The organism is Streptomyces krungchingensis, assembly GCF_054729265.1.
In genome coordinates this window covers 3,655,441-3,678,397 of sequence record NZ_JBPUKY010000001.1, presented here as the reverse complement: position 1 = coordinate 3,678,397, position 22,957 = coordinate 3,655,441, and the positions used below count along the sequence as shown (strand labels likewise).

The 22,957-nt window shown below is 73.2% G+C and carries 20 protein-coding genes and 1 riboswitch; of the genes, 6 read left to right on the top strand and 14 right to left on the bottom strand.

All coding sequences use genetic code 11. From position 1 onward, the window contains the following. Positions 1-42 precede the first annotated feature (42 nt). Complete coding sequence (proP, locus tag ACSYGO_RS16345; RefSeq protein WP_426675651.1) at positions 43-1,437, bottom strand: glycine betaine/L-proline transporter ProP; 1,395 nt, start codon at positions 1,435-1,437, stop codon at positions 43-45. A gap of 509 nt (positions 1,438-1,946) precedes the next feature. On the opposite strand from proP, the gene ACSYGO_RS16340 reads away from it, so the two are divergent. Beyond that, a complete protein-coding gene (locus ACSYGO_RS16340; RefSeq protein WP_460386937.1) occupies positions 1,947-3,998 on the top strand; it encodes a bifunctional glycosyltransferase 87/phosphatase PAP2 family protein in 2,052 nt (683 codons plus the stop codon). Here the strand turns inward: ACSYGO_RS16340 and ACSYGO_RS16335 are convergent. Both ACSYGO_RS16335 and ACSYGO_RS16330 read right to left on the bottom strand, forming a co-directional pair. Beyond that, a complete protein-coding gene (locus ACSYGO_RS16335; RefSeq protein ID WP_460389724.1) occupies positions 3,952-5,586 on the bottom strand; it encodes a hypothetical protein in 1,635 nt (544 codons plus the stop codon). The genes ACSYGO_RS16340 and ACSYGO_RS16335 overlap by 47 nt on opposite strands. A gap of 128 nt (positions 5,587-5,714) precedes the next feature. Further along, positions 5,715-6,134: an ATP-binding protein gene (locus ACSYGO_RS16330; protein WP_432185748.1), complete on the bottom strand. Its 420-nt coding sequence runs from the start codon at positions 6,132-6,134 to the stop codon at positions 5,715-5,717. 92 nt (positions 6,135-6,226) lie between these two features. Between ACSYGO_RS16330 and ACSYGO_RS16325 the strand changes: the two genes are divergently transcribed. Both ACSYGO_RS16325 and ACSYGO_RS16320 read left to right on the top strand, forming a co-directional pair. Then, positions 6,227-7,075, top strand: coding sequence for a helix-turn-helix domain-containing protein (locus ACSYGO_RS16325; RefSeq protein ID WP_426675654.1), 849 nt, complete (start codon positions 6,227-6,229; stop codon positions 7,073-7,075). Then, on the top strand, positions 7,035-7,313 hold the full coding sequence (locus ACSYGO_RS16320) for a DUF397 domain-containing protein (protein ID WP_426675655.1): 279 nt from the start codon (positions 7,035-7,037) through the stop codon (positions 7,311-7,313). Before ACSYGO_RS16325 ends, ACSYGO_RS16320 begins: the two co-directional genes overlap by 41 nt. On the opposite strand, the gene ACSYGO_RS16315 is transcribed toward ACSYGO_RS16320, so the two are convergent. Beyond that, positions 7,297-8,466 carry a steroid 3-ketoacyl-CoA thiolase gene (locus ACSYGO_RS16315; protein WP_426675656.1) on the bottom strand — a complete coding sequence of 390 codons (1,170 nt, stop codon included), beginning with the start codon at positions 8,464-8,466 and terminating at the stop codon, positions 7,297-7,299. The two genes, ACSYGO_RS16320 and ACSYGO_RS16315, sit on opposite strands and share 17 nt — an antisense overlap. A gap of 263 nt (positions 8,467-8,729) precedes the next feature. On the opposite strand from ACSYGO_RS16315, the gene ACSYGO_RS16310 reads away from it, so the two are divergent. After that, positions 8,730-9,965: a cytochrome P450 gene (locus ACSYGO_RS16310; protein WP_359490880.1), complete on the top strand. Its 1,236-nt coding sequence runs from the start codon at positions 8,730-8,732 to the stop codon at positions 9,963-9,965. 132 nt (positions 9,966-10,097) lie between these two features. On the opposite strand, the gene ACSYGO_RS16305 is transcribed toward ACSYGO_RS16310, so the two are convergent. Beyond that, positions 10,098-10,784: a YoaK family protein gene (locus tag ACSYGO_RS16305; RefSeq protein ID WP_426675658.1), complete on the bottom strand. Its 687-nt coding sequence runs from the start codon at positions 10,782-10,784 to the stop codon at positions 10,098-10,100. A gap of 103 nt (positions 10,785-10,887) precedes the next feature. On the opposite strand from ACSYGO_RS16305, the gene ACSYGO_RS16300 reads away from it, so the two are divergent. After that, complete coding sequence (locus tag ACSYGO_RS16300; RefSeq protein WP_460386936.1) at positions 10,888-12,147, top strand: alpha/beta hydrolase; 1,260 nt, start codon at positions 10,888-10,890, stop codon at positions 12,145-12,147. 128 nt (positions 12,148-12,275) lie between these two features. Here ACSYGO_RS16300 and ACSYGO_RS16295 read toward each other — a convergent pair whose 3' ends face one another. The 6 genes from ACSYGO_RS16295 to ACSYGO_RS16270 all read right to left on the bottom strand — a co-directional run bounded on the left by ACSYGO_RS16295 (position 12,276) and on the right by ACSYGO_RS16270 (position 18,879). Further along, on the bottom strand, positions 12,276-12,695 hold the full coding sequence (locus ACSYGO_RS16295; RefSeq protein WP_426675660.1) for an aggregation-promoting factor C-terminal-like domain-containing protein: 420 nt from the start codon (positions 12,693-12,695) through the stop codon (positions 12,276-12,278). 376 nt (positions 12,696-13,071) lie between these two features. Further along, positions 13,072-13,917 carry an ECF transporter S component gene (locus tag ACSYGO_RS16290; protein WP_426675661.1) on the bottom strand — a complete coding sequence of 282 codons (846 nt, stop codon included), beginning with the start codon at positions 13,915-13,917 and terminating at the stop codon, positions 13,072-13,074. Continuing rightward, entirely contained in the window at positions 13,914-15,749 is a 1,836-nt protein-coding gene (locus tag ACSYGO_RS16285; protein ID WP_460386935.1) for an ABC transporter ATP-binding protein, read from the bottom strand. The genes ACSYGO_RS16290 and ACSYGO_RS16285 overlap by 4 nt, the downstream gene beginning before the upstream one ends. Further along, a complete protein-coding gene (locus ACSYGO_RS16280) occupies positions 15,746-16,990 on the bottom strand; it encodes an energy-coupling factor transporter transmembrane component T (RefSeq protein ID WP_432175152.1) in 1,245 nt (414 codons plus the stop codon). Before ACSYGO_RS16280 ends, ACSYGO_RS16285 begins: the two co-directional genes overlap by 4 nt. A gap of 9 nt (positions 16,991-16,999) precedes the next feature. Beyond that, complete coding sequence (locus tag ACSYGO_RS16275) at positions 17,000-17,656, bottom strand: SCO2322 family protein (RefSeq protein WP_460389723.1); 657 nt, start codon at positions 17,654-17,656, stop codon at positions 17,000-17,002. Next, on the bottom strand, positions 17,656-18,879 hold the full coding sequence (locus tag ACSYGO_RS16270; RefSeq protein WP_432175154.1) for a prenyltransferase/squalene oxidase repeat-containing protein: 1,224 nt from the start codon (positions 18,877-18,879) through the stop codon (positions 17,656-17,658). The genes ACSYGO_RS16275 and ACSYGO_RS16270 overlap by 1 nt, the downstream gene beginning before the upstream one ends. Positions 18,880-19,021: 142 nt before the next feature. Further along, positions 19,022-19,077: riboswitch (cobalamin riboswitch) on the bottom strand. 103 nt (positions 19,078-19,180) lie between these two features. On the opposite strand from ACSYGO_RS16270, the gene ACSYGO_RS16265 reads away from it, so the two are divergent. After that, positions 19,181-19,843, top strand: a complete 663-nt coding sequence (locus ACSYGO_RS16265) for a phosphotransferase (protein ID WP_426675665.1) — start codon at positions 19,181-19,183, stop codon at positions 19,841-19,843. Here the strand turns inward: ACSYGO_RS16265 and ACSYGO_RS16260 are convergent. The 3 genes from ACSYGO_RS16260 to ACSYGO_RS16250 form a co-directional block, all read right to left on the bottom strand. After that, positions 19,837-20,985 (bottom strand): serine hydrolase domain-containing protein, encoded by a 1,149-nt coding sequence (locus ACSYGO_RS16260; RefSeq protein ID WP_426675666.1) that lies wholly within the window; start codon positions 20,983-20,985, stop codon positions 19,837-19,839. The genes ACSYGO_RS16265 and ACSYGO_RS16260 overlap by 7 nt on opposite strands. Before the next feature lie 121 nt (positions 20,986-21,106). Continuing rightward, a complete protein-coding gene (locus ACSYGO_RS16255; RefSeq protein ID WP_426675667.1) occupies positions 21,107-21,547 on the bottom strand; it encodes a nuclear transport factor 2 family protein in 441 nt (146 codons plus the stop codon). A 168-nt stretch (positions 21,548-21,715) separates the two neighbouring features. Then, positions 21,716-22,756, bottom strand: coding sequence for an MBL fold metallo-hydrolase (locus tag ACSYGO_RS16250; protein ID WP_426675668.1), 1,041 nt, complete (start codon positions 22,754-22,756; stop codon positions 21,716-21,718). Positions 22,757-22,957: the final 201 nt, after the last annotated feature.

The window sequence follows — 22,957 nt, the reverse complement described above, 5'->3', positions numbered from 1 at the left end:
CGGCGCCCGTGGCGGCCTGGCGGTTCGTGCTCCGCGTCCGCGTCAGCGGTCGGCGGGCTCCACGGACGGCGCGGAACCCGGCAGCGGACGCCCGGCGGACTCGGACATGAACCAGACCGCGACGCCTCCGATCACGGCGGCGGCCATCATGTAATAGGCGGGCATCATCATGTTGCCGGTCGCCCCGATGAGCGCCGTGACCACCAGCGGGGTGGTGCCGCCGAACATCGACACGGAGATGTTGAAGCCGATGGACAGCGAGCCGTAGCGGACCTTCGTCGGGAAGAGCGCGGGCAGCGCCGCGGGCATCGCCGCGGTGAAGCAGACCAGCAGCAGGCCGAGGGCGGCCATGCCGAGAGCGACCGCGAGCAGGCTGCCCTGACGGATCAGCAGCAGCGCGGGGACCGACAGGGCCAGGAACCCGGCACAGCCCGCGAAGATCAACGGGCGGCGGCCGATCCGGTCGGTCAGCGCGCCCGCGAAGGGCTGCACGACCATCATCAGCACCATCACGCCGAGGACGACGAGCAGACCGTGCGTCTCGTCGTACTTGAGCTCACTGGTCAGGTAGCTCGGCATGTACGACAGCAGCATGTAGTCGGTGACGTTGAAGACCAGGACCAGGCCCATGCACAGCAGCAGCGCACGCCACTGGCCGGCGACCATCTCGCGCAGCCGCACCTTGGGGCGCGACTTCTCCGCCTTCTCGACCTCGGCGGCGAACGCCGGGGTCTCCTCCAGACGCATCCGCAGGTAGAGGCCGATGATGCCCATCGGGCCCGCGATCAGGAACGGCACACGCCAGCCCCAGGACAGCAGGGCGTCGTCGGAGAGCAGGGCGGTCATCAGCGTGACCAGGCCCGCACCGCCGATGTAGCCGGCCAGCGTGCCGAACTCCAGCCAGCTGCCGAAGAATCCGCGCTTCTTGTCGGGCGCGTACTCGGCGATGAAGGTCGTGGCGCCCGCGTACTCGCCGCCTGTGGAGAAGCCCTGGACGAGACGGGCGGCGAGCAGCAGGATCGGTGCGCCGACGCCGATCGTCGCGTACGAGGGGATCAGGCCGATCGCGAAGGTGCCCGCCGCCATCATGATCATGGTGAACGCGAGGATCTTCTGGCGGCCGACGCGGTCGCCGAGCGGTCCGAAGACCATGCCGCCGAGCGGGCGGACGAGGAAGGCCGCGGCGAAGGCGCCGAAGGTGGACAGCAGCTGCGCGGTCGGGTTGCCGGACGGGAAGAAGACCTTGCCCAGGGTCACCGCGATGTAGCTGTAGACACCGAAGTCGAACCACTCCATCGCGTTGCCGAGCGCCGCCGCCTTCACGGCGCGCTTGACCAGCGCCGGGTCGGTGACGGTGATCTCCGGGGGAGCGGCAGGCGCGGGGGTGGCGGCGCGCGGCGCGGGGACGGTGGGGGCTACGGGCGTGGCGGTCGGCAAGGGCCTTCCTTCCGTCGGGGACAGGGACACGGTCCGCGCGGTGGCGGACCTGGGCCCACCCGGAGGCGGACCCCGGCCCGCTCGTCGGCGGACCCGGCCCGCACGGGGCGGACCGCGGCCCGCCGGGCGGCGGGGCTCGGCCACCCGGGGGCGGACCTGGCCCACCCGGAAGCAGGCCGAAAAGCGACCATAGGGGCACTCGGTGCCATTACGTGGAGTGGCAGGCCCGCCGCGCAGTGCACACAAATGCCGCGTACGCAGGGGCGACGAAGCGATCGACAAGCGCTTTCGGGGTCGTCACCTGTGATCTTTGTCGCGGGCGGGGGAGGGAACCGGACCGCCCGCACACGGTCGTCTTCCGGACAAAAGGAGGGAGGCCGTCAGGTGAAGAGGGGGTTGCCTGCGTCTCCCGACGGGGGCAGTGCGAGCCTCATAGGGTCCCGAAAGGGACAGATGTACGAGACAGACAGGCACACGCGGGACGGATGGGGCGGGAGGGCCGACGGAGCGTGGGGAACGCGGAGCACGGCGGACGAGCAGGTAATGCCCTCGGGGCACAAGTCGCAGGGACGACGGGAGAGAGACTGCGCGCCGCCCGCGTCGGGCTGTGGGCGATCACCGCCATCCTCGCGGTGAGACAGGTGGCCGCCGTCCTCAGCGCCCCCAGCACGGACCGGCTGACCGACCTGGAGACCTGGGTCGGACCCGACGGCGTCCTGCACGTGAAGGGCTCCCTGTACGACTCGACGCAGTTCACCGGCACACCCTTCGCCGGACTCGTCCTCAAACCCCTCACGCGCGCGGCCGAGCAGGCCCTCGGCTGGGGCTGGACCTTCGGCACACTGCTGCTCGTCGTCGCGCTCGGCGTGGTCGCCGCCCGCGCCCTGCCGCAGCCGGTGAGCCGCCGCACCTCGCTGCTCGCCGCGCCGGTCGCGATCAGCCTGCTGATGCTGTCGCTGCCCGTCCGCAACGCCCTCTACCTCGGCCAGACCAGCATCATCCCGGTGCTGCTCGTCCTGCTCGGCTGCTTCACCGTCCGCGGGGAGCGCGCCGCCGGCGCCCTGATAGGTCTCGCCGCGGCCCTCCAGCCGACCGTCCTGCTCTTCGCGCCGCTGCTCTGGTTCACCGGCCGCCGCCGCGCCGCCGCGTCCACCGGGCTCACCTTCGGCGGCCTCACCCTCCTCGCCTGGGCGGCGCTGCCGCACGACTCGAACACGTACTGGGTGCACCACTTCGCGGGCGTCGGACTCGGCCAGGAAGCGGACGACCTCACCAACCAGTCCCTGCACGGCGCGCTGCTGCGGCTCGGCCTGACCGGCCCGCCGGAGAGAGGACTGTTCCTCTTCTTCGGGGCGGCCGTCGCCGTCCTCGGACTGCGCCGCGCCGTGCGCTACGCGAGGGACGGCCAGCTGCTGCTCGCCGTGGCGGTCACCGGCTGCGTCGCCGTCGCCGTGTCGCCCACCAGCTGGCAGCACCAGCTGCTGTGGGTGCTGCTGGCGGTGGTCGGCCGGGTCGGCAGGAAGACCTCGGACCGCTACATGTGGCCCGTCGCCGTCGTCCTCGTCATGACGCTGCCCGCGAAGATGATGCTGCCGAACATGACGTCGCTGTACCCGCTGCGCGACAACGTGGTGCTGCTCGCCGCGCTCGCCGCGGCCACCGTCGTGCCGTTCCTGTCGCGCACCTCGGAGCACTACCGGGCACCGGTGCCCACCGACTACGCGCGGCCCGTGCCCACCCGCTTCAGCCGGGTGCCGCTGCTGCCGTTCCCCGGACGGGTCCTGACCCGCCCGAACCTGCTCCTCGAACTGCTCCTGATCCGCGTCGGCTACTCCGCCTACCAGCAGGTCCGGCTCGCCGCGACCGGCGGCACCAACTCGGGCGGCCGGGCCACCGCGGAGCACCACGGCGACCAGATCCTGGCCATCGAGCGGTTCCTGCACATCGACATCGAGCACTGGGCCAACCACGCGGTGGTCGAGGTCGGCTTCCTGCGGGACTTCTTCGACTTCTACTACGAGTCGTTCCACTTCGTCGTCCCGCTCACCGTCCTCGGTGTCCTCTACGTCCGCCGGCCCGCCGACTACCGCTGGGCGCGCTCGGCGCTCGGCTTCGCCACCCTGCTCGCCCTCGTCGGCTTCTGGCTCTACCCGCTGGCCCCGCCGCGCCTGATGCCGGGCCTCGGCGTCATCGACACGGTGCACGGCGTGCAGGACTTCTCCCAGCCGGACTACGGCACGCTGACCGCGCTCACCAACCAGTACGCGGCGATGCCCTCGCTGCACTTCGGCTGGTCCCTGTGGTGCGGGCTCGTCATCGCGATCCTGGCGCCGAAGTGGTGGATGAAGGCACTGGGTCTGCTGCACCCGCTCTGCACGGTCTCCGCGATCGTGGCGACCGGCAACCACTGGGTGCTGGACGCGGTGGGCGGCGCGGCCGTCGTCGCGGCGGGCTTCGGCCTGACCTACCTGCTCCAGGGGCCGCGGCCCCGGACGCCGGGCAGGCCCGTGGAGGTCAGCACGAAGGAGCCCGCCCTGGCGACGGGCCGTACTCCGAACTGATCCGGTACTCGCCCGGCTCGGACACCGTCAGCCGCGTGAACTCGCCCTCCTGCGCCAGGCAGCCGCCCTCGGCGCGCAGCCAGGGCGAGTACGCGATCCGCACGGTGACCGGGCCGGGCCTCGGTATCCGTATCTCGACGTCGGCGCCGGAGCTGCGCAGCACCGAGGCGGGGGCCGACACCAGCGGCACCGCGTCGCGCACCCGGAACACCCGCCAGTGCGCGTCGCTCCACACCGGCTCCAGCCACCCGGGCCGTTCGCGCACCAGGCGGGCCTCGTCCCGCGCGTACCCGTCCGGCGTGCCCGAGGACAGCACGACGTAGCCGACGGCCCACCGGTCGAGCCAGGCCCGGTAGGACGCCTCGGAGAAGGTGCCGTCGTAGAAGAGCCGCCCGCGCTCCATGTCCAGCTGGCGGTTCCAGCCGCGCGCCAGGTTCACGTGCGGGGCGAGCGCGGTGGCCTCGCGGTGGTTGCGGGCCGGGACCGCCTCGACCCGGCCGCGGTCCGCGCCCAGCCGCTCCAGCGCCCCGATCACGCCCTGTGTGTCGGCGGCCCAGGCGGGGACGGCCGTCGAGACCACCAGGTCGTCGGCGGTCTTCTTGCCGACCCAGGCGACGGAGAACACCAGCGCGACGACCAGCACGCCGCGCAGCAGCCTCTTCGGCCGGGAGACGGCGAGCAGCGCGGCCAGCAGCACGGCGGGTGCGAACAGCTCCGCGAACCGCTCGACGTTCGTGCCGACGGGCGAGGCGACCAGGTACGTGAGGACGGTGCCGGCCGCGTAGACGACACCGCTCCACCGGGCCACCCGCCAGCCGCGCGGGGCCAGCGTGGCCACCGCGAGCCCGAGGGCCACGGGCGGCCAGACACGGGCCGGCGGCATCAACTGCTCGCCGGTGAAGGGGAACAGCACGGTGGTCGCCGCGACCACGGCGCACGGCGGGACCAGCAGGACGCAGGCCCGCACCCGGTCGCGTTCCGCGAGGTACGCGGCTCCCAGCACCGCCAGGAAGAGTCCGGCCACCGGGCTCGCGGCCGTCGCGAGAGCCGCGTACCCGGCCGCGAGCAGCCCGCGCCGCTCGCCGGTCAGCAGCACGCAGGCCGCGAGCCCGAAGGCGACGCCGAGGGCGAAGGTCGTCCGCCCCGAGGCGACGTTGCACCACAGCGCGAGCGAGGCGAGCAGGGCGGGGCCCGCAGGCCGCCGGACGCCTGTGCGTCCGATCAGCACGGCGGCCAGCCAGGACGCGGCCAGTCCGGAGGCCACGGTCACCGTGCGCACACCGAGCGCGGCCATCAGGTACGGGGACATCAGGCTGTAGTCGGCGGTGTGCATCCCGCCGTACCAGAACAGGTTGTACGCCGAACCGCCGTGCCGGGCGGCGAATCCGGCCCATGCCTCCTGGGCCGCCAGATCGCCGCCGCCGGTGGCGAGGAACACCCACCACACCGCGTACAGCGGGAGCGTGGGCACGGTGGCCAGCAACGGCAGCCGGTGGCGGCGCCCGAACGCCCGGACGAGCCGTATTCGGCGCGTGGCCCCCGGGTCCGGCCGGACGGGGATCAGGACGGTCGGTTCGGCAGGGACCACGGCTCCGCGTTTCCGTTCGAAGTCTTCGAAGGTGTGGGTGTGCTGTGCCACGTGGGAAGACGCGAAACGGACCGGCCGCGTTCATCGGGACCGCACAGGAAGCCCTTCCCCGCGGCCGGTTGCCCGGTTCAGGGGGCGGAGCACTCGAACCACACGGTCTTGCCGCCGCCCGGCTCGGGATCCACCCCCCACTTGTCGACCACCGCGTCGAGCAGGACGAGCCCGCGGCCGTTCTCCGCCTCCGGCCGCAACCCGGTCCGGGCGGCGGGCAGTTGCGGGTGACCGTCGGTGACCTCCGCCCGCACGCCCGCCGCCAGCCGCAGCAGCACCACCACGCAACGGCGGTCGGGGACATGGCGTACGACGTTGGCGAGCAGCTCGGTGAGCGCCAGCTCCACGGCGTCCGCCGCCTCGGCCAGTTCCCATTCCTCCAGGCACGAGCGGGCGATCCGGCGGACGTGCCGGGCCGAGTGCTCGCCCGCCGTGAGACTGATGCGGTACTGGGCGGGACGGGGGCCCAGCAGCGTGGGGGGAAAGTATTCGTTCACCCTTCGAGGCTGGCCTCGCGCGACTACTCTGGGCTACCGAACGGATGCAACTGGTACCGCTGTTGGCCGAGCCGTACGAGAAGGGGCCGTGCGTGACCCACATCAGCGCCCTCGACCCGGGTGCCTCGCCGCTCGACTACTACGGCTTCGAACTGCGCCGCCATCGCGAGGCCGCGGGGCTCACGCAGAAGCAGCTCGGGGACATCGTCAACTACACCGGTTCACTGGTCGGCCAGATCGAGACGGCCCGCAAACTGCCCACGCCCGAGTTCAGCGAACGGGTGGACGCGGCGCTGGGGACGGGCGGGTTGTTGTCGCGGTTGGTGGGGCTGGTGTTGCGGAGCCAGCTTCCGGGGTGGTTCCAACAAGTGGCGGAGTTGCAGGCCCGTGCCACGGAGATCTACTCCTTCGAGACGCAGATGGTGCATGGGCTCCTGCAGACCCCTGCCTACGCACGAGCCGTCCTCGGTACGTTGAACCAGGCCGACCTTGATGACCGTACTGCTGTGCGGCTGGCCAGGCAGGGCATCTTGGGCAAGGGGGAACCGCCTGTTTTTTGGGCGGTATTCAGTGAAGCGGCGCTGCTCTTGGAGATCGGTGGTCCGAAGACCATGCGAGAGCAACTGACGCATCTGTTGTCCTTTGAGGGCAACCCTCGCGTCAATGTCCAGGTGTTGCCGCTTTCGGGAGGGGCCCATGCGGGATTGCAGGGGTCGTTCGACCTCTATCGCTTCACCGGTGATCCGTCCATCGTCTATACGGAGGGCTACGGAAGCGGGCACCCCACCGCCAATCCGGACACCGTCAAGGACTGCTCGCTCCGTTACGATCATCTGCAGGCCGCCGCGCTGTCGCTGAGGGACTCGGCGAGGTTGATCCGGCGCACGATGGAGGAACGCTATGGCGAACAACGCGCTCGCGACGGGGCTCCAGTGGCGTAAGTCCAGCTACAGCGGGGACCAAGGGGGCAACTGCCTCGAATGCGCACCGACCGGAACTCTCGCCTGGCGCAAGGCCTCGTACAGCGGAGACACGGGCGGCTCTTGCGTAGAGATCGCCGAGACCCCCCACGCCACCGTCGCCGTCCGCGATTCGAAGAACCCGGCGGGCCCGGCACTCGCCTTCGGGCCCGCCGCGTTCACCGGCTTCGTAGCCTGGGCGGCTACAGCCGCTGGATGATCGTCCCGGTGGCCAGTCCGCCGCCGGCGCACATCGTGATCAGCGCGAACTCCTTGTCCGTACGCTCCAGTTCGTGGAGCGCGGTGGTGATCAGACGGGCCCCGGTGGCTCCCACCGGGTGACCCAGCGCGATCGCGCCGCCGTTCACGTTGACCTTCTCCAGGTCCTGCTCGAAGACCTGGGCCCAGCTCAGCACCACGGACGCGAAGGCCTCGTTGATCTCGACGAGGTCGATGTCCTTCAGGGACATCCCCGCCTTGCCCAGCACCGCGCGCGTCGCGTCGATCGGGCCGTCGAGGTGGAAGTGCGGGTCGGAGCCCACGAGCGCCTGGGCGACGATCCGCGCCCGCGGCTTCAGCTTCAGCGCGCGCGCCATCCGCTTCGACGCCCACAGGATGGCGGCGGCGCCGTCGGAGATCTGTGAGGAGTTGCCCGCCGTGTGGACCGCGGTCGGCATCACCGGCTTCAGGCGGGCCAGCGCGTCCATGGAGGTGTCCCGCAGTCCTTCGTCCCGGTCGACGAGGCGCCACATGCCCTGTCCGGCGCGCTGCTCCTCCTCGGTGGTCGGCACCTGGACCGCGAACGTCTCGCGCTTGAAGCGCTCCTCGGACCAGGCGATCGCCGCCCGCTCCTGCGAGATGAGGCCGAGCGAGTCGACGTTCTCGCGGGTCAGGCCGCGGTGGCGGGCGATGCGCTCCGCCGCCTCGAACTGGTTGGGCAGGTCCACGTTCCACTCGTCGGGGAACGGCTTGCCCGGACCGTGCTTGGAGCCGGAGCCCAGCGGCACCCGCGACATCGCCTCGATGCCGCAGCTGATGCCGACGTCGATGACGCCCGCCGCGACCATGTTGGCCACCATGTGGGAGGCCTGCTGCGAGGAGCCGCACTGGCAGTCGACCGTCGTCGCCGCCGTCTCGTAGGGCAGGCCCATCGTCAGCCACGCCGTGCGGGCGGGGTTCATCGACTGTTCGCCGGCGTGCGTCACCGTGCCGCCGACGATCTGTTCGACGCAGTCGGCGTGGATGCCGGTGCGGCCCAGGAGCTCCCGGTAGGTCTCGCCCAGGAGATAGGCGGGGTGCAGATTGGCGAGCGCGCCGCCGCGCTTGCCGATGGGGGTGCGTACAGCTTCGACGATCACGGGTTCGGCGGCCATTGGGGGTGGGTCCTCTCCTCCGTTACCCGCGCGGCGCGGGCGTCCCGGCCCACCCGCCACGCAGAACTAGTACGCGTTCTAGTTCTGTGTGCAGTCTGCTGACATCGCGTCCACAACCGCAAGGGTCGTGCAGCCTCGGAAGTCGCGATCTGCACGAATCCCGCACGCAATTGGGGATGCCGCGCCTCTTGCGAGTTGTGGAACCCGTTACTACCTTCACGGCAATTCCTGATGGACCGTCAGATGGCTGGAGTGAGTTGCCGATGCCTTGTCCAGCGCTCCCCGACGGGTTCGACTTCACCGACCCCGATCTGCTGCGCGACCGTGTGCCCCTGCCGGAGTTCGCCGAACTGCGCCGTGTCGAACCGGTCCACTGGGTGGCCCAGCCGTCCAATCTCGCCGGTTTCCAGGACGAGGGCTACTGGGCCGTCACCCGGCACGCGGACGTCAAGTACGTCTCCACCCACCCGGAGATCTTCTCCTCCACCGTCAACACGGCCATCATCCGGTTCAACGAGCACATCGAGCGCGACGCCATCGACGCCCAGCGGCTCATCCTGCTCAACATGGACCCGCCCGAGCACACCCGCGTCCGGCAGATCGTGCAGCGCGTCTTCACCCCGCGCGCCATCCGCGCGCTGGAGGACACCCTGCGCACCCGCGCCCGCGCGATCGTCGAGACCGCCCGCGCCCACTCCGGCTCGTTCGACTTCGTCACCCAGGTCGCCTGCGAACTGCCCCTCCAGGCGATAGCCGAGCTGATCGGCGTCCCGCAGGACGACCGCGCCAAGATCTTCGACTGGTCCAACAAGATGATCGCGTACGACGACCCGGAGTACGCCATCACCGAGGAGGTCGGCGCCGAGTCGGCCACCGAACTCATCGCCTACGCCATGAACATGGCCGCCGACCGCAAGCAGTGCCCGGCCAAGGACATCGTCACCACGCTCGTCGCCGCCGAGGACGAGGGCAACCTCGCCTCCGACGAGTTCGGCTTCTTCGTGCTGATGCTCTCCGTCGCCGGGAACGAGACCACCCGCAACGCCATCACCCACGGCATGCACGCCTTCCTCACCCACCCCGAGCAGTGGGAGCTGTACAAGAGGGAGCGCCCGGCCACGGCCGCCGAGGAGATCGTCCGCTGGGCCACCCCCGTCGTCTCCTTCCAGCGCACCGCCACCCAGGACACCGAACTCGGCGGCAAGCAGATCAAGAAGGGCGACCGCGTCGGCATCTTCTACTCCTCCGCCAACCACGACCCCGACGTCTTCGACCACCCGGACGTCTTCGACGTCACCCGCGACCCCAACCCGCACCTCGGCTTCGGCGGAGGCGGCCCGCACTACTGCCTGGGCAAGTCCCTGGCCGTCCTGGAGATCGACCTCATCTTCAACGCCATCGCCGACGCCATGCCCGATCTCCGGCTCACCGGCGACCCGCGCCGGCTGCGCTCCGCCTGGATCAACGGCGTCAAGGAACTCCAGGTCAGCCACCGCTGAGCGACGCGGTCACACGCTCGGGCCGACGGACTCCCGGTGCCGTCGGCCCGTCCCGCGGGAGGCAGGGGCATCCCCCCTACGCCCCGCCCCTGCCTCCCGCGGGGCGCCGACGCGAACGTGTCCCGTCCGCCGTCACTCGCGGCCCGACGCCGCCACCGCCAGCACCCCGGACAGCAGCGCCGCGACCAGCAGCGGCAGACCCAGACCGTGGTGCAGCACCAGCCACGCGCCGAGCACCGCGCCCGCCAGCATCGCGACGACCGAGGCCGTACGGCGGGGGGAGCGGCTGCCCTGCCCGCCGCCCAGCCGCGAGTCGGCGGCCAGGCCCGTGAGCGTCATCGTCAGCACGGTGGTCGTCAGGTCCGGCACGCCCAGCTTGCGGACGGTCGCGTTGCGCAGGCCCATCGCGAAGGCCGTCACGGCGATCAGCGTGTACACGGTGCCCGTCCTGCCGGGCGCGAGGTGGGCGACCAGCGCCGTCGCGCCGACCAGGAGCGCCTCCGCGCAGAGGATGATCCGCACCCAGGTGCGGCGGGAGCCCGTGCCCAGCCGCCGTCCGGAGCGCCCGCCCGCCACCGCCCCCACCAGGAACGACCCCAGGGACACCAGCGAGTGCGTGGTGGAGAAGCCCGGCGCGCCCGCGGCGGCGAAGCCGAGGACCACCACATTGCCGGTCATGTTCGCGGTGAAGACGTGCCCGAGCCCCAGATAGCTCACCGCGTCGACGATCCCGCTGACGACGGTGAGTCCCAGCAGCACCCCCACCAGCCGCAGTCCGCGCCCCTCCCGGTCGTGCGGCTTCTCCGTCTCCGTGGTCATCGGGCCTCCGGTCAGCGGGACAGGCGTGGTGGACCCAGGTCCACCACGGACGCGGGGGATCGTCGGATGTCGACGCCCGGCGCGCGTCCGTAGCGTCGACCCCATGAGCGATAACACGCGCAGGAACGCCGGATCCACACGAACACGCCGCCACCGACGCACCCGGCGGGCCATCGCCGCCGGTGCGGCGCTGCTGCTCGCCGGGCTCGCCGCCGCACCCGCGGCCGTGGCGGCCGACCGCCGGGGCCCCGCCGCGCGGGGCACCCTCGTCTCCGTCGTACCGGTCGCCTCGCACGACGCCGACGCGGTGCGGAGGTTCCTGGCCGAACGGGAGACGGCCACGGAATCCGTGCGGTACGGCGTGCGGTCGTTTCGCCTCACCTACCGGACCGTCGACCCGCACGGCGCACCGACCCTCGCCACCGGCCTGCTCACCCTGCCCGCCGGAGGAGGACACCGGCTCGACCTCGTCTCCGACACGCACGGCACGATGGTCGCCCGCGCCTACGCGCCCTCCGTCGGAGAGGACTTCGGCCGCGTCCCGTCCTATCTGCACGCCGGCGCCGGCCGCGCGGTGGCCGCGCCCGACTACCTGGGCCTGGGCGAGGGCCCCGGCCGCCACCCCTACATGGACACCCGGTCCTCGGTGACCGCCTCGGTCGACATGCTGCGCGCGGCCCGCACCGCCGCGGACCGGCTGGGCCGGCCGCTGACCGGCGACGTCTACGCGACCGGCTTCTCCCAGGGCGGCCAGGTCGCGATGGCCCTCGGAAGGGCCCTGCAGAACGGCGCCGACGGGCACTTCCGGCTCAAGGCGCTCGCCCCGGTCAGCGGACCGTACGACCTGGAGGGGCAGGAGATCCCGGCCCTGTTCGACGGGCGGGTCAACGACATGAGCGGTGTCCTCTACACCTCGTACTGGCTGGTCGCGCAGAACCGGCTGCACCCGGTCTACAAGGATCCCGCCGAGGCCTTCCGCGAGCCGTACGCGAGCCGGGTCGAGGGGCTCTACGACGGGGCGCACGAGGAGGAGGACATCCTCGGCGCGCTGCCGCCGACCGTGGGGGAGATGCTGACGCCGGCCTTCGCCGAGCGGATGCGGCATCCCACCGGCGCGCTGCTGGACGCGATACGTGGCGCGGACCACACCTGCGACTGGAAGCCGCGGGTGCCCGTGCGCCTGTACGCGGGGGCGGCCGACACCGACGTGCCGATCGCGAACGCGCGCAGCTGTGCCCGGCAGCTGGCCGGGCACGGGAAGCGGGCGGAGCTGGTCGACCAGGGAGACGTGGACCACTTCGGCTCGTTCGCGGTGTCGGCGCCGCAGGTGGTGCGGTTCTTCGACGCCGTCAGCGGCTCGTGAGTCCGGTGCCGTCAGCGGCTGAGGTCCGAGGGCCGGGCAGCAGGACGGTGTGACGGCATGGCGAAGGCGGCGGTCCCGGGGATCGGGGGACCGCCGCCTTCGCGTACAAGGGGTGAGGCTCGGGCTGATCAGTACCAGCCGTTGGCCTGCCAGAAGCCCCAGGCGCCCACGGGGCTGCCGTAGCGGGAGTTCATGTAGTCCAGACCCCACTTGATCTGGGTCTTGGGGTTGGTCTTCCAGTCGGCGCCCGCGGACGCCATCTTCGAGCCGGGCAGGGCCTGGACCAGGCCGTACGCGCCGGAGGACGCGTTCGTGGCGCTGGCGTTCCAGCCGCTCTCGTGCTCGACGATCTTGCTGAAGGCGTTGAACTGCGCGGCGTCCGGGATCATCTGGTGCGCGATCGCCTGAGCGGAGGAGGTCGAGGTGGGCGCGGCAGCCTGGGCGGGGGCCGCGGCCAGCACCATGCCGGTCGTGGCGGCGGCCACGGCGGCACCGGCGAGGGCCTTCTTCGGGGAGGTGACGGCACGGCGGATGAAGGAGACGGACACGGAGAACCCTTTTCTTCGGGGACAGGGGGTCGCACGCTGTCCGTTGCCACGCGGTGCGCAGGTCCGGCATACGTCGGCGCCGCGGCCCGGGTGGGCTCGTCGGCGCCTGGCGACGACTCCAGAGAAACAGCCTCGAAGCGCGTCCGCAATGACCCCTTTTACTAGTGGTGGTCGCATCCACGAGGAAAGTCCCTCGTGTGACCTGGCTCTCAAACCGCAGGTCAGGGCCCATAATGGCGTGGACATGGCGTCCTATTTGTCCTACTACCTCCGTTAGGATGTGACTTAGGCCCTGTGGGGTGCTTCACCCCGGAACTGGCACAGGGTGCGCGACCGCCCGCACCCCGTCACCGGGCGGTGTGACCTGGGCCGCACCTCAGCGGGGTTCGAATGTGACCGGCGCCTCGAACGCGGCCCGGCGCGTGGCCCTGCGCAGCGCCCTCAGGAGCGTCGCGCCCAGCGTGAGGGTCAGGACGACCGTGACGACCGCCCGGCCCAGGTCCCAGCCGAGGGAGGTGGCCAGGCAGTACGCCAGGAACCGGGCCAGGTTCCCGGGCAGGCCGCGGTCCGGGTCGTAGGCGATGTCCGAGGCCAGCGCGTCCATGAAGGGCCACCCGGCCAGATTCATGACCGTGCCGTACGCGAAGGCGGCCAGGAACCCGTACGCCGCGAGCATCGCCAGCTCCGCGCGTCCCCGCAGCCGGTCGGGGCCCGGCAGCAGGCCCGCGCCCATCGTGAACCAGCCCATCGCCAGCATCTGGAACGGCATCCACGGCCCGACCCCGCCCGTGAGCAGCGCCGACGCGAACATCGTCACGGAGCCGAGCACGAACCCGAACCCGGGTCCGAGCACCCGCCCGCTCAGCACCATCAGGAAGAACATCGGCTCGATGCCCGCGGTGCCCGCCCCGACCGGACGCAGGGCCGCGCCCGTCGCCGCCAGCACGCCGAGCATCGCCACGGCCTTCGGGCCGAGCCCCGACTCCGAGATCGTCGCGGCCACCACGGCGACCAGCAGCACCAGCAGCCCCGCGAACAGCCAGGGCGCGTCCTGCGCGTGCGCGCCGACCTGAGAACCGGGCCCGGCGATCAGCGGCCAGAGGAATCCGGCGGCACCGGTGGCGCTCACCAGGACGAGCGCGGCCACCGAGCGGGGCCCGAGGCGCACGGCCCGCGCCTGGCGCTGGAGCGGGGCGGGACGCGGAGCGGCGGGTCCGGTCACGACAGGGCCTTCCGGACCTGGGCGACGGTGAGCCAGGGCAGCGGGGCGAGCACCTTGCCGACCTGCGGCGCGAACGACGGCGAGGCCACGACGACCTCCGCGGTGGGGCCGTCCGCGACGACCTCGCCGTCGGCCAGGATGACGACACGGTGGGCGAGCTCCGCGGCCAGCTCCACGTCGTGCGTGGCCAGGACGATGGCGTGCCCCTCGGCCGCCAGGCCGCGCAGCACCGTCACCAGGCGGGCCTTCGCCGCGTAGTCCAGGCCGCGGGTCGGCTCGTCGAGCAGCAGCAGCGGGGGACGCGCCGTCAGGACGACGGCCAGCGCGAGCGCCAGCCGCTGGCCCTCCGACAGATCCCGGGGATGCGTGTCGTCCGCGATGCCCGGCAGCAGTTCCGACACCAGCGCCCGGCACGTCCCGGCCGCGGCCCCGGCGTCCTCGTCGGCCGCGGCGCACTCGGCGGCCACCGTGTCCGCGTACAGCAGGTCCCTCGGCTCCTGCGGCACGAGACCCACCCGCCGTACCAGGTCACGGGGCGCCGTGCGGTGCGGCACCGCCCCGCCGACCAGGACCGACCCGGCCGCCGGCGCGACGAGCCCGACCAGTGCCCCGAGCAGCGTGGACTTTCCCGCACCGTTGCGGCCCATCAGGGCGATCGTCTCGCCGGGCGCGGCGGTCAGGCCGACCCGGCGCAGCGCCTCGATGCGACCGCGCCGCACGGCCAGCGACTCCACGACGGCCGGCCGGTCCCCCGGGGACGCCGGCGGGGCGTCGGGGGTGCCGCGGCGCAGCAGCCGTGCCAGCGCGGAGACGGGTCGCACGCCCTGCGGTCCCGCCGCCCGCCGTCGTTCCGCCCCGGCCCTCCGGCCGGTCTCGCCGCGCCGTGCCGTGAAGTCCGCCGGTCCGGTCTCGTCCCGCCGAGCCGTCACGTCCGCCGGTCCGGTCTCGTCCCGCTGTGCGGTCCCGTCCTGTGGTGCCGGCACGCGGACCTGTGCCGGGGCGGCGGCACCCGGCGTCCGCGCGAGCCGTTCGCGCAGGTCCCCCGCCCTGCGGCGGGCGTCGCGGACCGTCAGCGGGAGCGGGGACCAGCCGGCCAGCCGGCCGAGCTCCACCACCGGTGGACACACCGGGGACACCGCCATCACCTCCGCGGGGGTGCCGAGGACCGGTGCCGCGCCCGGCGAGGGAAGGAGGACGAGCCGGTCCGCGTACTGCACGACGCGCTCCAGCCGGTGCTCGGCCATGAGCACCGTCGTACCGAGGTCGTGCACCAGGCGCTGGAGCACCGCGAGGACCTCCTCGGCGGCGGCCGGGTCCAGTGCCGACGTGGGTTCGTCGAGGACCAGGATGCTCGGGTGCGGGGTGAGGACCGAGCCGATGGCCACGCGTTGCTGCTGGCCGCCGGACAGGGTCGAGATCGACCGGTCGCGCAGATCCGTCAGGGACAGCAGGTCGAGGGTCTCCTCCACCCGGCGGCGCATCACGTCCGGGGCGAGCCCCAGCGACTCCATGCCGTAGGCGAGTTCGTCCTCCACCGTGTCCGTCACGAAGTGGGACAGCGGATCCTGGCCCACCGTGCCCACCAGGTCCGCGAGCTCGCGCGGCTTGTGCGTGCGGGTGTCCCGCCCGGCGACCGTGACCCGGCCGCGCAGCGTGCCGCCCGTGAAGTGCGGGACGAGCCCGCTCACCGCGCCGAGCACCGTCGACTTGCCGACCCCGGACGGGCCGACCAGCAGCACCAGCTCACCCTCCGGCACCTCGAAGTCCACGCCCCGCACGGTGGGCCCGGCCGCCCCCTCGTAGGTCACCGAGACGTCCTCGAAACGGATCATGGGGCTTCCTTGGGGATCGGTGCGACGAACGCGGGGAGAAGACCGAGCAGCACGGCCGCCGCCGGCCACAGCGGGAGGGCGGGGGCCACGAGCGGGACGACACCGGGACGCAGCGCCGTCGGATCGTACGAGGCCGCGGCGGTCATCAGCGCGGCCACCGCCACGCCCGAGCCCGCGACCAGCCAGGCCCGCACACCCCACTCGTCCGGCCGGTAGCGGGTGCGTGCCGTGCGGCGGCCGCCCAGCCACAGCCCGCCGAGCGCGGCGGCGAGTCCGGCCGCGAGGACCGGCAGACCGTACGTTCCCCCCTCGGCGGTGAGCAGCCCGTACGTGCCCGCGCACACCCCGAGCAGACCGCCCAGCGTCAGCACGGCCGTGGTGCGGCGGACGCCGGACGGCACCCGCGCCGTACGCCCGTAACCGCGCGCGTCCATGGCCGCCGCGAGAGCCACCGAACGCTCCAGCGCGCCCTCCAGGACCGGCAGCCCGACGTGCAGCAGACCGCGCAGACCGCGGTCGGGGCGGCCGCGCAGCCGCCGGGCCGCACGCAGCCGCTGCGCGTCCGCGATCAGGTTCGGCGCGAAGGTCAGCGCCACGACCACCGCCACACCCGTCTCGTACAGCGCCCCCGGCAGCGACTTCAGCAGCCGTGCGGGGTTGGCGAGCGCGTTCGCGGCGCCCACGCAGATGAGCAGCGTGGCCAGCTTCAGACCGTCGTACAGCGCGAACACCAGCCCCTCCGCGGTGACCCGGCCGCCGATGCGGACGCCCTGCGCCCAGTCGGGCAGCGGCACCTCGGGGAGCGTGACGACGAGATGCGTGCCGGGGATCGGCGAGCCGAGGAACACGGCGAAGGCGAGCCGGATCCCGAGGACCGCCATCGCCAGCTTCACGAACGCTCCGTACGAACGGGCCCAGGGCGCCGCGGTGCGCCGCGCCGCGACGACATATCCGGCCGTGCCTATGAGCAGGGCCAGCAGCAGAGGGTTGGTGGTGCGGGACGCCGCGGTGCCCAGCCCCAGGGCCCAGACCCACCAGGCCCCCGGGTGCAGGGCGTTGGCCCGGTTCGCCTCCGGCGCGACGCCGCGGGGGCGCCGCGGGCCCCGGCCGGCGGCGGCCTCCGGCGTCGGCCGGGGCCCGTCACCGGGCTCCCGGGCCCGCTCGAACAGGACCGACCAGCGCCCGGCCGGACGGCCGTCCGCGGCGGGCACCGCCGTCTCCCCGGTGTCGTCCCTCGTCATCGCGCCCGCTCAGCCCCGGCGTCGGCGCGCCTGCCAGACGGCCGCGCCGGCCAGCACCGCCACCGCACCCGCTCCCGCCAGCAGGCCCACCGACGGGCCGTCGTCCGACGGCTCGGAGCGGTCCCCGGCCGAGGCGGAACCGGCCCCGCCCTTCGCCGAGACCTGCTCGCCGCAGCCGGTGCGGGGGTAGCCGGAGATGGCGCACAGCAGAGCGTCGCTGCCGTAACGCAGCGGCTTGGCGACCGACGCGAGGGCCTCCGCGGTCGTCGCGTCCGGGGCGACCCGGGCGCAGGCCGTGCGCGGCGCCGGCGGCTTCTCGCCGGACGGCGCGTCGGCGGGCACGCCGAAGTCGACGACGAGCGCCACCCGCTTCTTGCCGGACTGCGCGGCCGTGCCGGCGCAGACGGACGCGAAGTCCTTGTCGCCGCGCGGCCGCACGGCGTCCTTCGAGTCCTCGCTCACCGCGAAGCGGAACCCCACGACATCACCGTCGGACGGCCGCGCGGTCGACGGCCCCTGCGTGGCGTACGCCCACTTCCCGCCGGTCAGCTCCCAGAAGGACCAGTAGCGGTAGCCGACGGCCTGCGCCGGGGAGGTGCCGCCGAGCACCAGGAACAGCAGGGCCAGCGCGAGAGCCAGGACCGGCGCGGACGTCCGACGGCGTATCACAGCTGCTGCTTCTTGTTGCGGCCGCTGAGCAGGAAGCCGATGCCGATGCCGGCGACGAGGCCGACGCCGACGATCCACCACACGCCGAGACCCTTGTCGTCGTCCTTCTTCTTCTCGTCCGAGGCGTCCGAGTGGTCGGCCGCGGCCGCCGCCGGGCCGGTCCTGCCGAGCTGTGCGACGAGGTCCTGGCCGCCGAAGTGACGCGGGTCGGTGCCGGTGGCGTGCGCGGCGAAGATCAGCTGCGCGTACGCGGCGGGACCGGCCTTCGCCGCCCAGGCGCCGGACTCCTTCTCCAGCCAGGCGAGCGGCTTCTTCGTGTCCGCGGTCCGGCCCGCGGCGGCGAGCGCGACGACGGCGTCGGCGGTGTTGCCGTAGTCCGGCTGGTCCTTCGCGCCCGGCATCGCGGACAGCAGGTAGGGCTTGGCGTCCAGGCTTCCCGCGAGGTAGGCCGCGCCGTTGGCGGCGGCGCCCTGCGGCGTCAGCCCGTCGGCGTCGTGGCAGGTGTCACCGCCGGAGGCCTTGCCCGCCGTCGTCACGAAGCCCTTGCCGAGCGATCCGACCACGCCCGCCGCCGAGGCGTCGGCGTTCGCCGCCAGCTTCCCCTTCTTGTCCGGCTGGAAGGCGAAGGCACCGCCGCCGTCCTCGTCGCACGGGACCGACAGCTTCACCAGGGCGTCGTAGGGCGACTTGCCGTCCTTCACCACGTCGCCGGGGTGCTGCCCGGCCGCCGTGAGCGCGCCGATCACCACGGACGTCGAGTTGGCGTCGCTCGGCCCGCCCGCGGTGTAGCCCCAGCCGCCGTCCTTGTTCTGCACGGACTTGAGCCAGCCGACCGCCTTGCCCAGCTCGCCGTCGTGCCCGCCGAGCGCGGCGAGCGCCTGCACGGCGGCGGCCGTGTTGTTCGTGTCGACCATCGTCTTGGCGTCGCATTTCGCGCTCGCGTCGGCGCGGTACGGCGCGAACGCGCCCGTCGCGCACTGCTGCCCGGTCAGCCACTTGACCGCCTTGGCGGCCGGCTCGACGCCCGCGGTGTGCTGCGCGAGCAGCGCGAGCGACTGCCGCCACACGCCGTCGTACGTGGGGTCGGTGGACCCGAAGAGGCCCGAGGGGAGGGCCTGGGAGGGAGAAGGGGACGCGTCGGCGGCGAAGGCGGCCGGTGCGAAGGCCGCGCCGATCACGGCGGATGCGGCCAGTACCGCTGCGCTGCGGCGAACAATCATGACTCTCCCTGCGGGGGAGCCGGGCAGCACCGGGCACGCTGGAGCATCCGGGCGGCTCCGGCCCCGTATGCCTCGACGGTGCCGGCCACCGGCGGGCTGCCGGTGGCACGAGCCGGTCACGTCCCGGGCGAGGCGATCCGGCTCACCGCCCTCGGGCGGTTCACGGTTGCGGGTCAGCGCCGGAATTGCACCGGCTTCCCCCCGTACGGGTGTGATGACGACGCGCTCACTCTACCGGCCCGTAGCAAGAGCCCGAGGGGCGCCTGTGACGGGCGCCGCCGGGGCCGCTAGGTTCGGCCCCATGCGAACGGGGAGACTGCTCGGCTCGGGGCGCTCGGCGGACGTCTACGAGGTCGACGAGGCCTGGGTGCTGCGCCGCGACCGGGAGGGCTGGGGTGACGCCACCGCCGAGGCCGCGGTGATGCAGCACGTGCGCACGCACGGCTATCCGGTGCCCGCGATCCGTGCGGCGACCCGGACCGACCTCGTCATGGAGCGGCTGACCGGACCGACCATGCTGGGGGCGTTCGGCGAGGGACTGCTGTCCCCCGAGGAGGCGGGCCTCGTCCTGGCCCGGCTGCTGCGCAAACTGCACGCGGTGCCCGCCCGGCTCTCCGCCGACCCCGCCGTCCGCGTCCTGCACCTGGACCTGCACCCCGACAACGTGATGCTCACGCCCGACGGCCCGAAGGTCATCGACTGGGCCAACGCGGAGGAGGGGCCGCCCGGGCTGGACTGGGGCATGTCCGCGGTGATCCTCGCGCAGGTCGCGGTCGGCGGGGACGCCGTCGCCGGGGTGGCCCACGAGACGCTCGCCGCGATGCTCGACGCCAACGAGGACTGCGTGACGGACGACGGCCTCGCCGGAGCCAGGGCCCGGCGCGCCGCCAACCCGACGATGAGCGCGCGCGAGGTCGAACTCCTCGGCGACGCCGAGGAGTTGATCCGCGAACTGCTTCACTGAGGCCCGTCGGCGGTCCGCCGCCAGAAGTCCCGCATCAGCGGAGTGGGCGTCGGATTCTCCATGGCGACCTGGGTGAGCAGCACGGTGACCGTCCCGGTGGAGGGCACCAGGTGGGCGGTGGTGCCGGTGCCGCCGACCCAGCCGTAGCGGCCCGGCACGTTCCACGGGTCGAGGGGCGCGATGTCGACCTGACCGCCGTACCCCCAGCCCTGTCCCTCCAGGAACAGCGCGCCGTCCTCGCGCTGGGCGGGCGTGAGGTGGTCGGTGGTCATCCGCCGCACCGCGTCGGCGGACAGCACCCGGCGCCCGCCCGCCGTGCCGCCGTCGAGCAGCATCCGCGCGAAGGCCAGCCAGTCGTCGGCCGTGGAGACGAGCCCGCCGGCGCCGGACGGGAAGGGGGCGACGCCGCTCCACTGCCCGTCGGGTGTGTCGACGAGCTCCAGGCCGCCCCCGGCGGGCCGGTACGAGCTGGTGAACCGGTCCCGCTTCGCCGCCGGCACCTCGAAGGCGGTGTCCGTCATGCCGAGCGGCTCGAAGATCCGCTCGGCCAGGAACTCCGGCAGCGGCCGGCCGGCCGCACGGGAGACCAGGACTCCCTGGAGGTCGGAGCTGGTGTTGTACAGCCAGGCCTCGCCCGGCTGGTGCAGCAACGGGACGCGGGCCAGGCGCGCCAGCCACGCCTCCGGCGGCGGGAAGGCCTGCGGACTGAGGGCGTCCGCCTGCACCTCGAACAGCGCCTTGACCTGCGGCAGCGAGAAGTCGGAGGGGAAGCCCCAGCCCGGCCGGGAGGACAGCAGGTCCGCGACGGTGATGGGCCGCACGGCCGGGACCACGTCGTCGAGCGGCGACGACGGCGTGCGCACGACCGTCGGCTTCGCCAGCTCCGGAAGCCAGGTGTCGACCGGGTCGTCCGGCGCGATCACGCCGTCGTCGACGAGCGTCAGCACGGCGGCCGCCGTGATCGGCTTGGTGATCGAGGCGATGCGGAAGACCGAGTCCCGGGCCATCGGGGCGCTGCCCTCGACGTCGACGGAACCCACGGCCCGGACCTCGACACGGTCGCCGCGGGCCACCAGGCCCACCGCTCCCGGCACCGTGCCGTCGTCGACGTACGCCTTCAGGAGATCGTGCAGGCCGCTCATCGCGTCACCTTCCGTACGGGGCGGGCACCGCTGTCCGCCGTCACCCCGTACGACTCCCCACTCACCCGGAACTCATCGCCGTATCGGCCCGCATCCCCCGGGACGGGCGCGCGGCGGGCCGTCACCGGCGGGGCGTCGGTCCGCCGAACGGCAGGACGAGGGTCCGCGAGGCGAGCAGCCAGCCGCCGTCGGTCCGGAGGAAGGCGTCCTCGTAGTCCCCGACCTGGACGGGAGGCCCGGCCGGGACCATGCCGCCGGTGTGGCCGTCGACCCGGTAGGTGGTGAAGTACGAGGTGGCCGTCGCCGTGGCCGGGGAGTCGACGGTGACGAGGACGTTCGACATCACGCGGCGCGAGAGCCGGTCCGCGGGGCGCCCGGCGAAGTACTCCCGCAGCGCGGCGCGGCCCCGCACGGCCCGTTCCCCCTCCGGCCACCGCCAGACGCCGTCCTCGGTGAACAGGTCGGCGACGGTGCCGGGTTCGCCGAGGTCGAGGCGGCGGGCGAAGTCGACGACGAGCCGTTCGCAGGCCCGCTGGGCGAGGAGTTCCTCGAGGGCGTCCATGGGACGTTGGTACCACCCGGGGCGGACCTCCTCGACCGCTTTTCGGCGGTCGCGCCCCGCACCGCCCGCACGCGGCGGGCGGTCCCGGACGTCCGCGCGGCGGGTCGTCGCCGCGTGTTCACACACGGGTCGTCGCAACGCGTTCACACGCGGGCCGGCGCCGCGCGGTCACACGGCGACGTACGTCACCGGGTCGCTGCCCGGCACGGCCTCCGCGCGGCCCAGTTTGACCAGGCGGCGCAGATGCGCCTCCGCCTCCGAGATCGCGATGGTCCGCGAGCCGTAGGGGATCTGCTCCCAGGGGCGGTTCCACTCCATGCGCTCGGCGAGCCGCCAGGGGGTGAGGGGGGTGGTGAGGAGCGACAGCAGACCGGTGAGGCGTTCCTCGTGGTGGTCGAGCAACTCCCGCACACGGGCGGGGGCGTCGGCGAACGGGTGCTGGTGGGCCGGGAGCACCTCGGCGGGTTCCAGGCGGCCGATGCGTTCCAGGGAGTCGAGGTAGTCGCCGAGGGGGTCGGTGACGGTCGCGTCGTCCGGGTCCTCGTAGAGCCCGATGTGCGGGGTGATCCGCGGCAGCAGATGGTCGCCGGAGAACAGCCGTCCGCGGCCGGGCAGTCGGGCGGGATGGGTCTCCTCCAGGTGGAGGCAGACGTGGCCGGGGGTGTGGCCCGGCGTCCACACCGCGCGCAGCCGGCGGCCGGGCAGGGGCAGCAGTTCACCGGGGACGATCTCCCGGTCGGGCAGCGCGGGCGAGAAGCCGGGCAGCGTGCTGGGGCGGCGCGCGGACGTCCGCGTCCCGCGCAGCGGGGCGATGTGCTCCTCGGGCGCGCCCGAGGCCTCCAGCTTGGCCACCATGTAGGCGAACCAGCGCTCGGGCCGGTTCTCCCTGGTCCGCCGGACGATGGCGGCGTCCGCTGCGTGCATCGCGATCCAGGCCCCGGACGCCTCGCGGACCTTGCCGGACAGTCCGTGGTGATCGGGGTGGTGGTGGGTGATGACCACGCCGTGGACGCCGGCGACGGAGGTGCCGCAGGCGGCGAGGCCCTCTGCGAGGGTGTCCCAGGAGCCGGGGTCGTCCCATCCCGTGTCGATCAGGACGGGGCCGGCGTCGGTGTCGACGACGTACACCAGGGTGTGGCCGAGGGGGTTGTCCGGGATGGGCACCTTGATCGACCGTACGCCCCCGCCGTGATCGGTCACCTGCGTCATGCGCTTCCCACCCATCGCCGAGTTCTCGCCACTATAACTAGAACGGGTTCCAATGGGAGCCCAAGTCGACCGTTCCTCCGGGGTCGTGTGCCCGGCGGGTCGGATTCCGGCCGTTGTTCCCGAGCGGCTCCGGAGCGGCCCCGTCGCGCGAGGACCGCTCCCGATGGTGCCGGGGCCGTGGACTGTGCCGACGGGAACTGG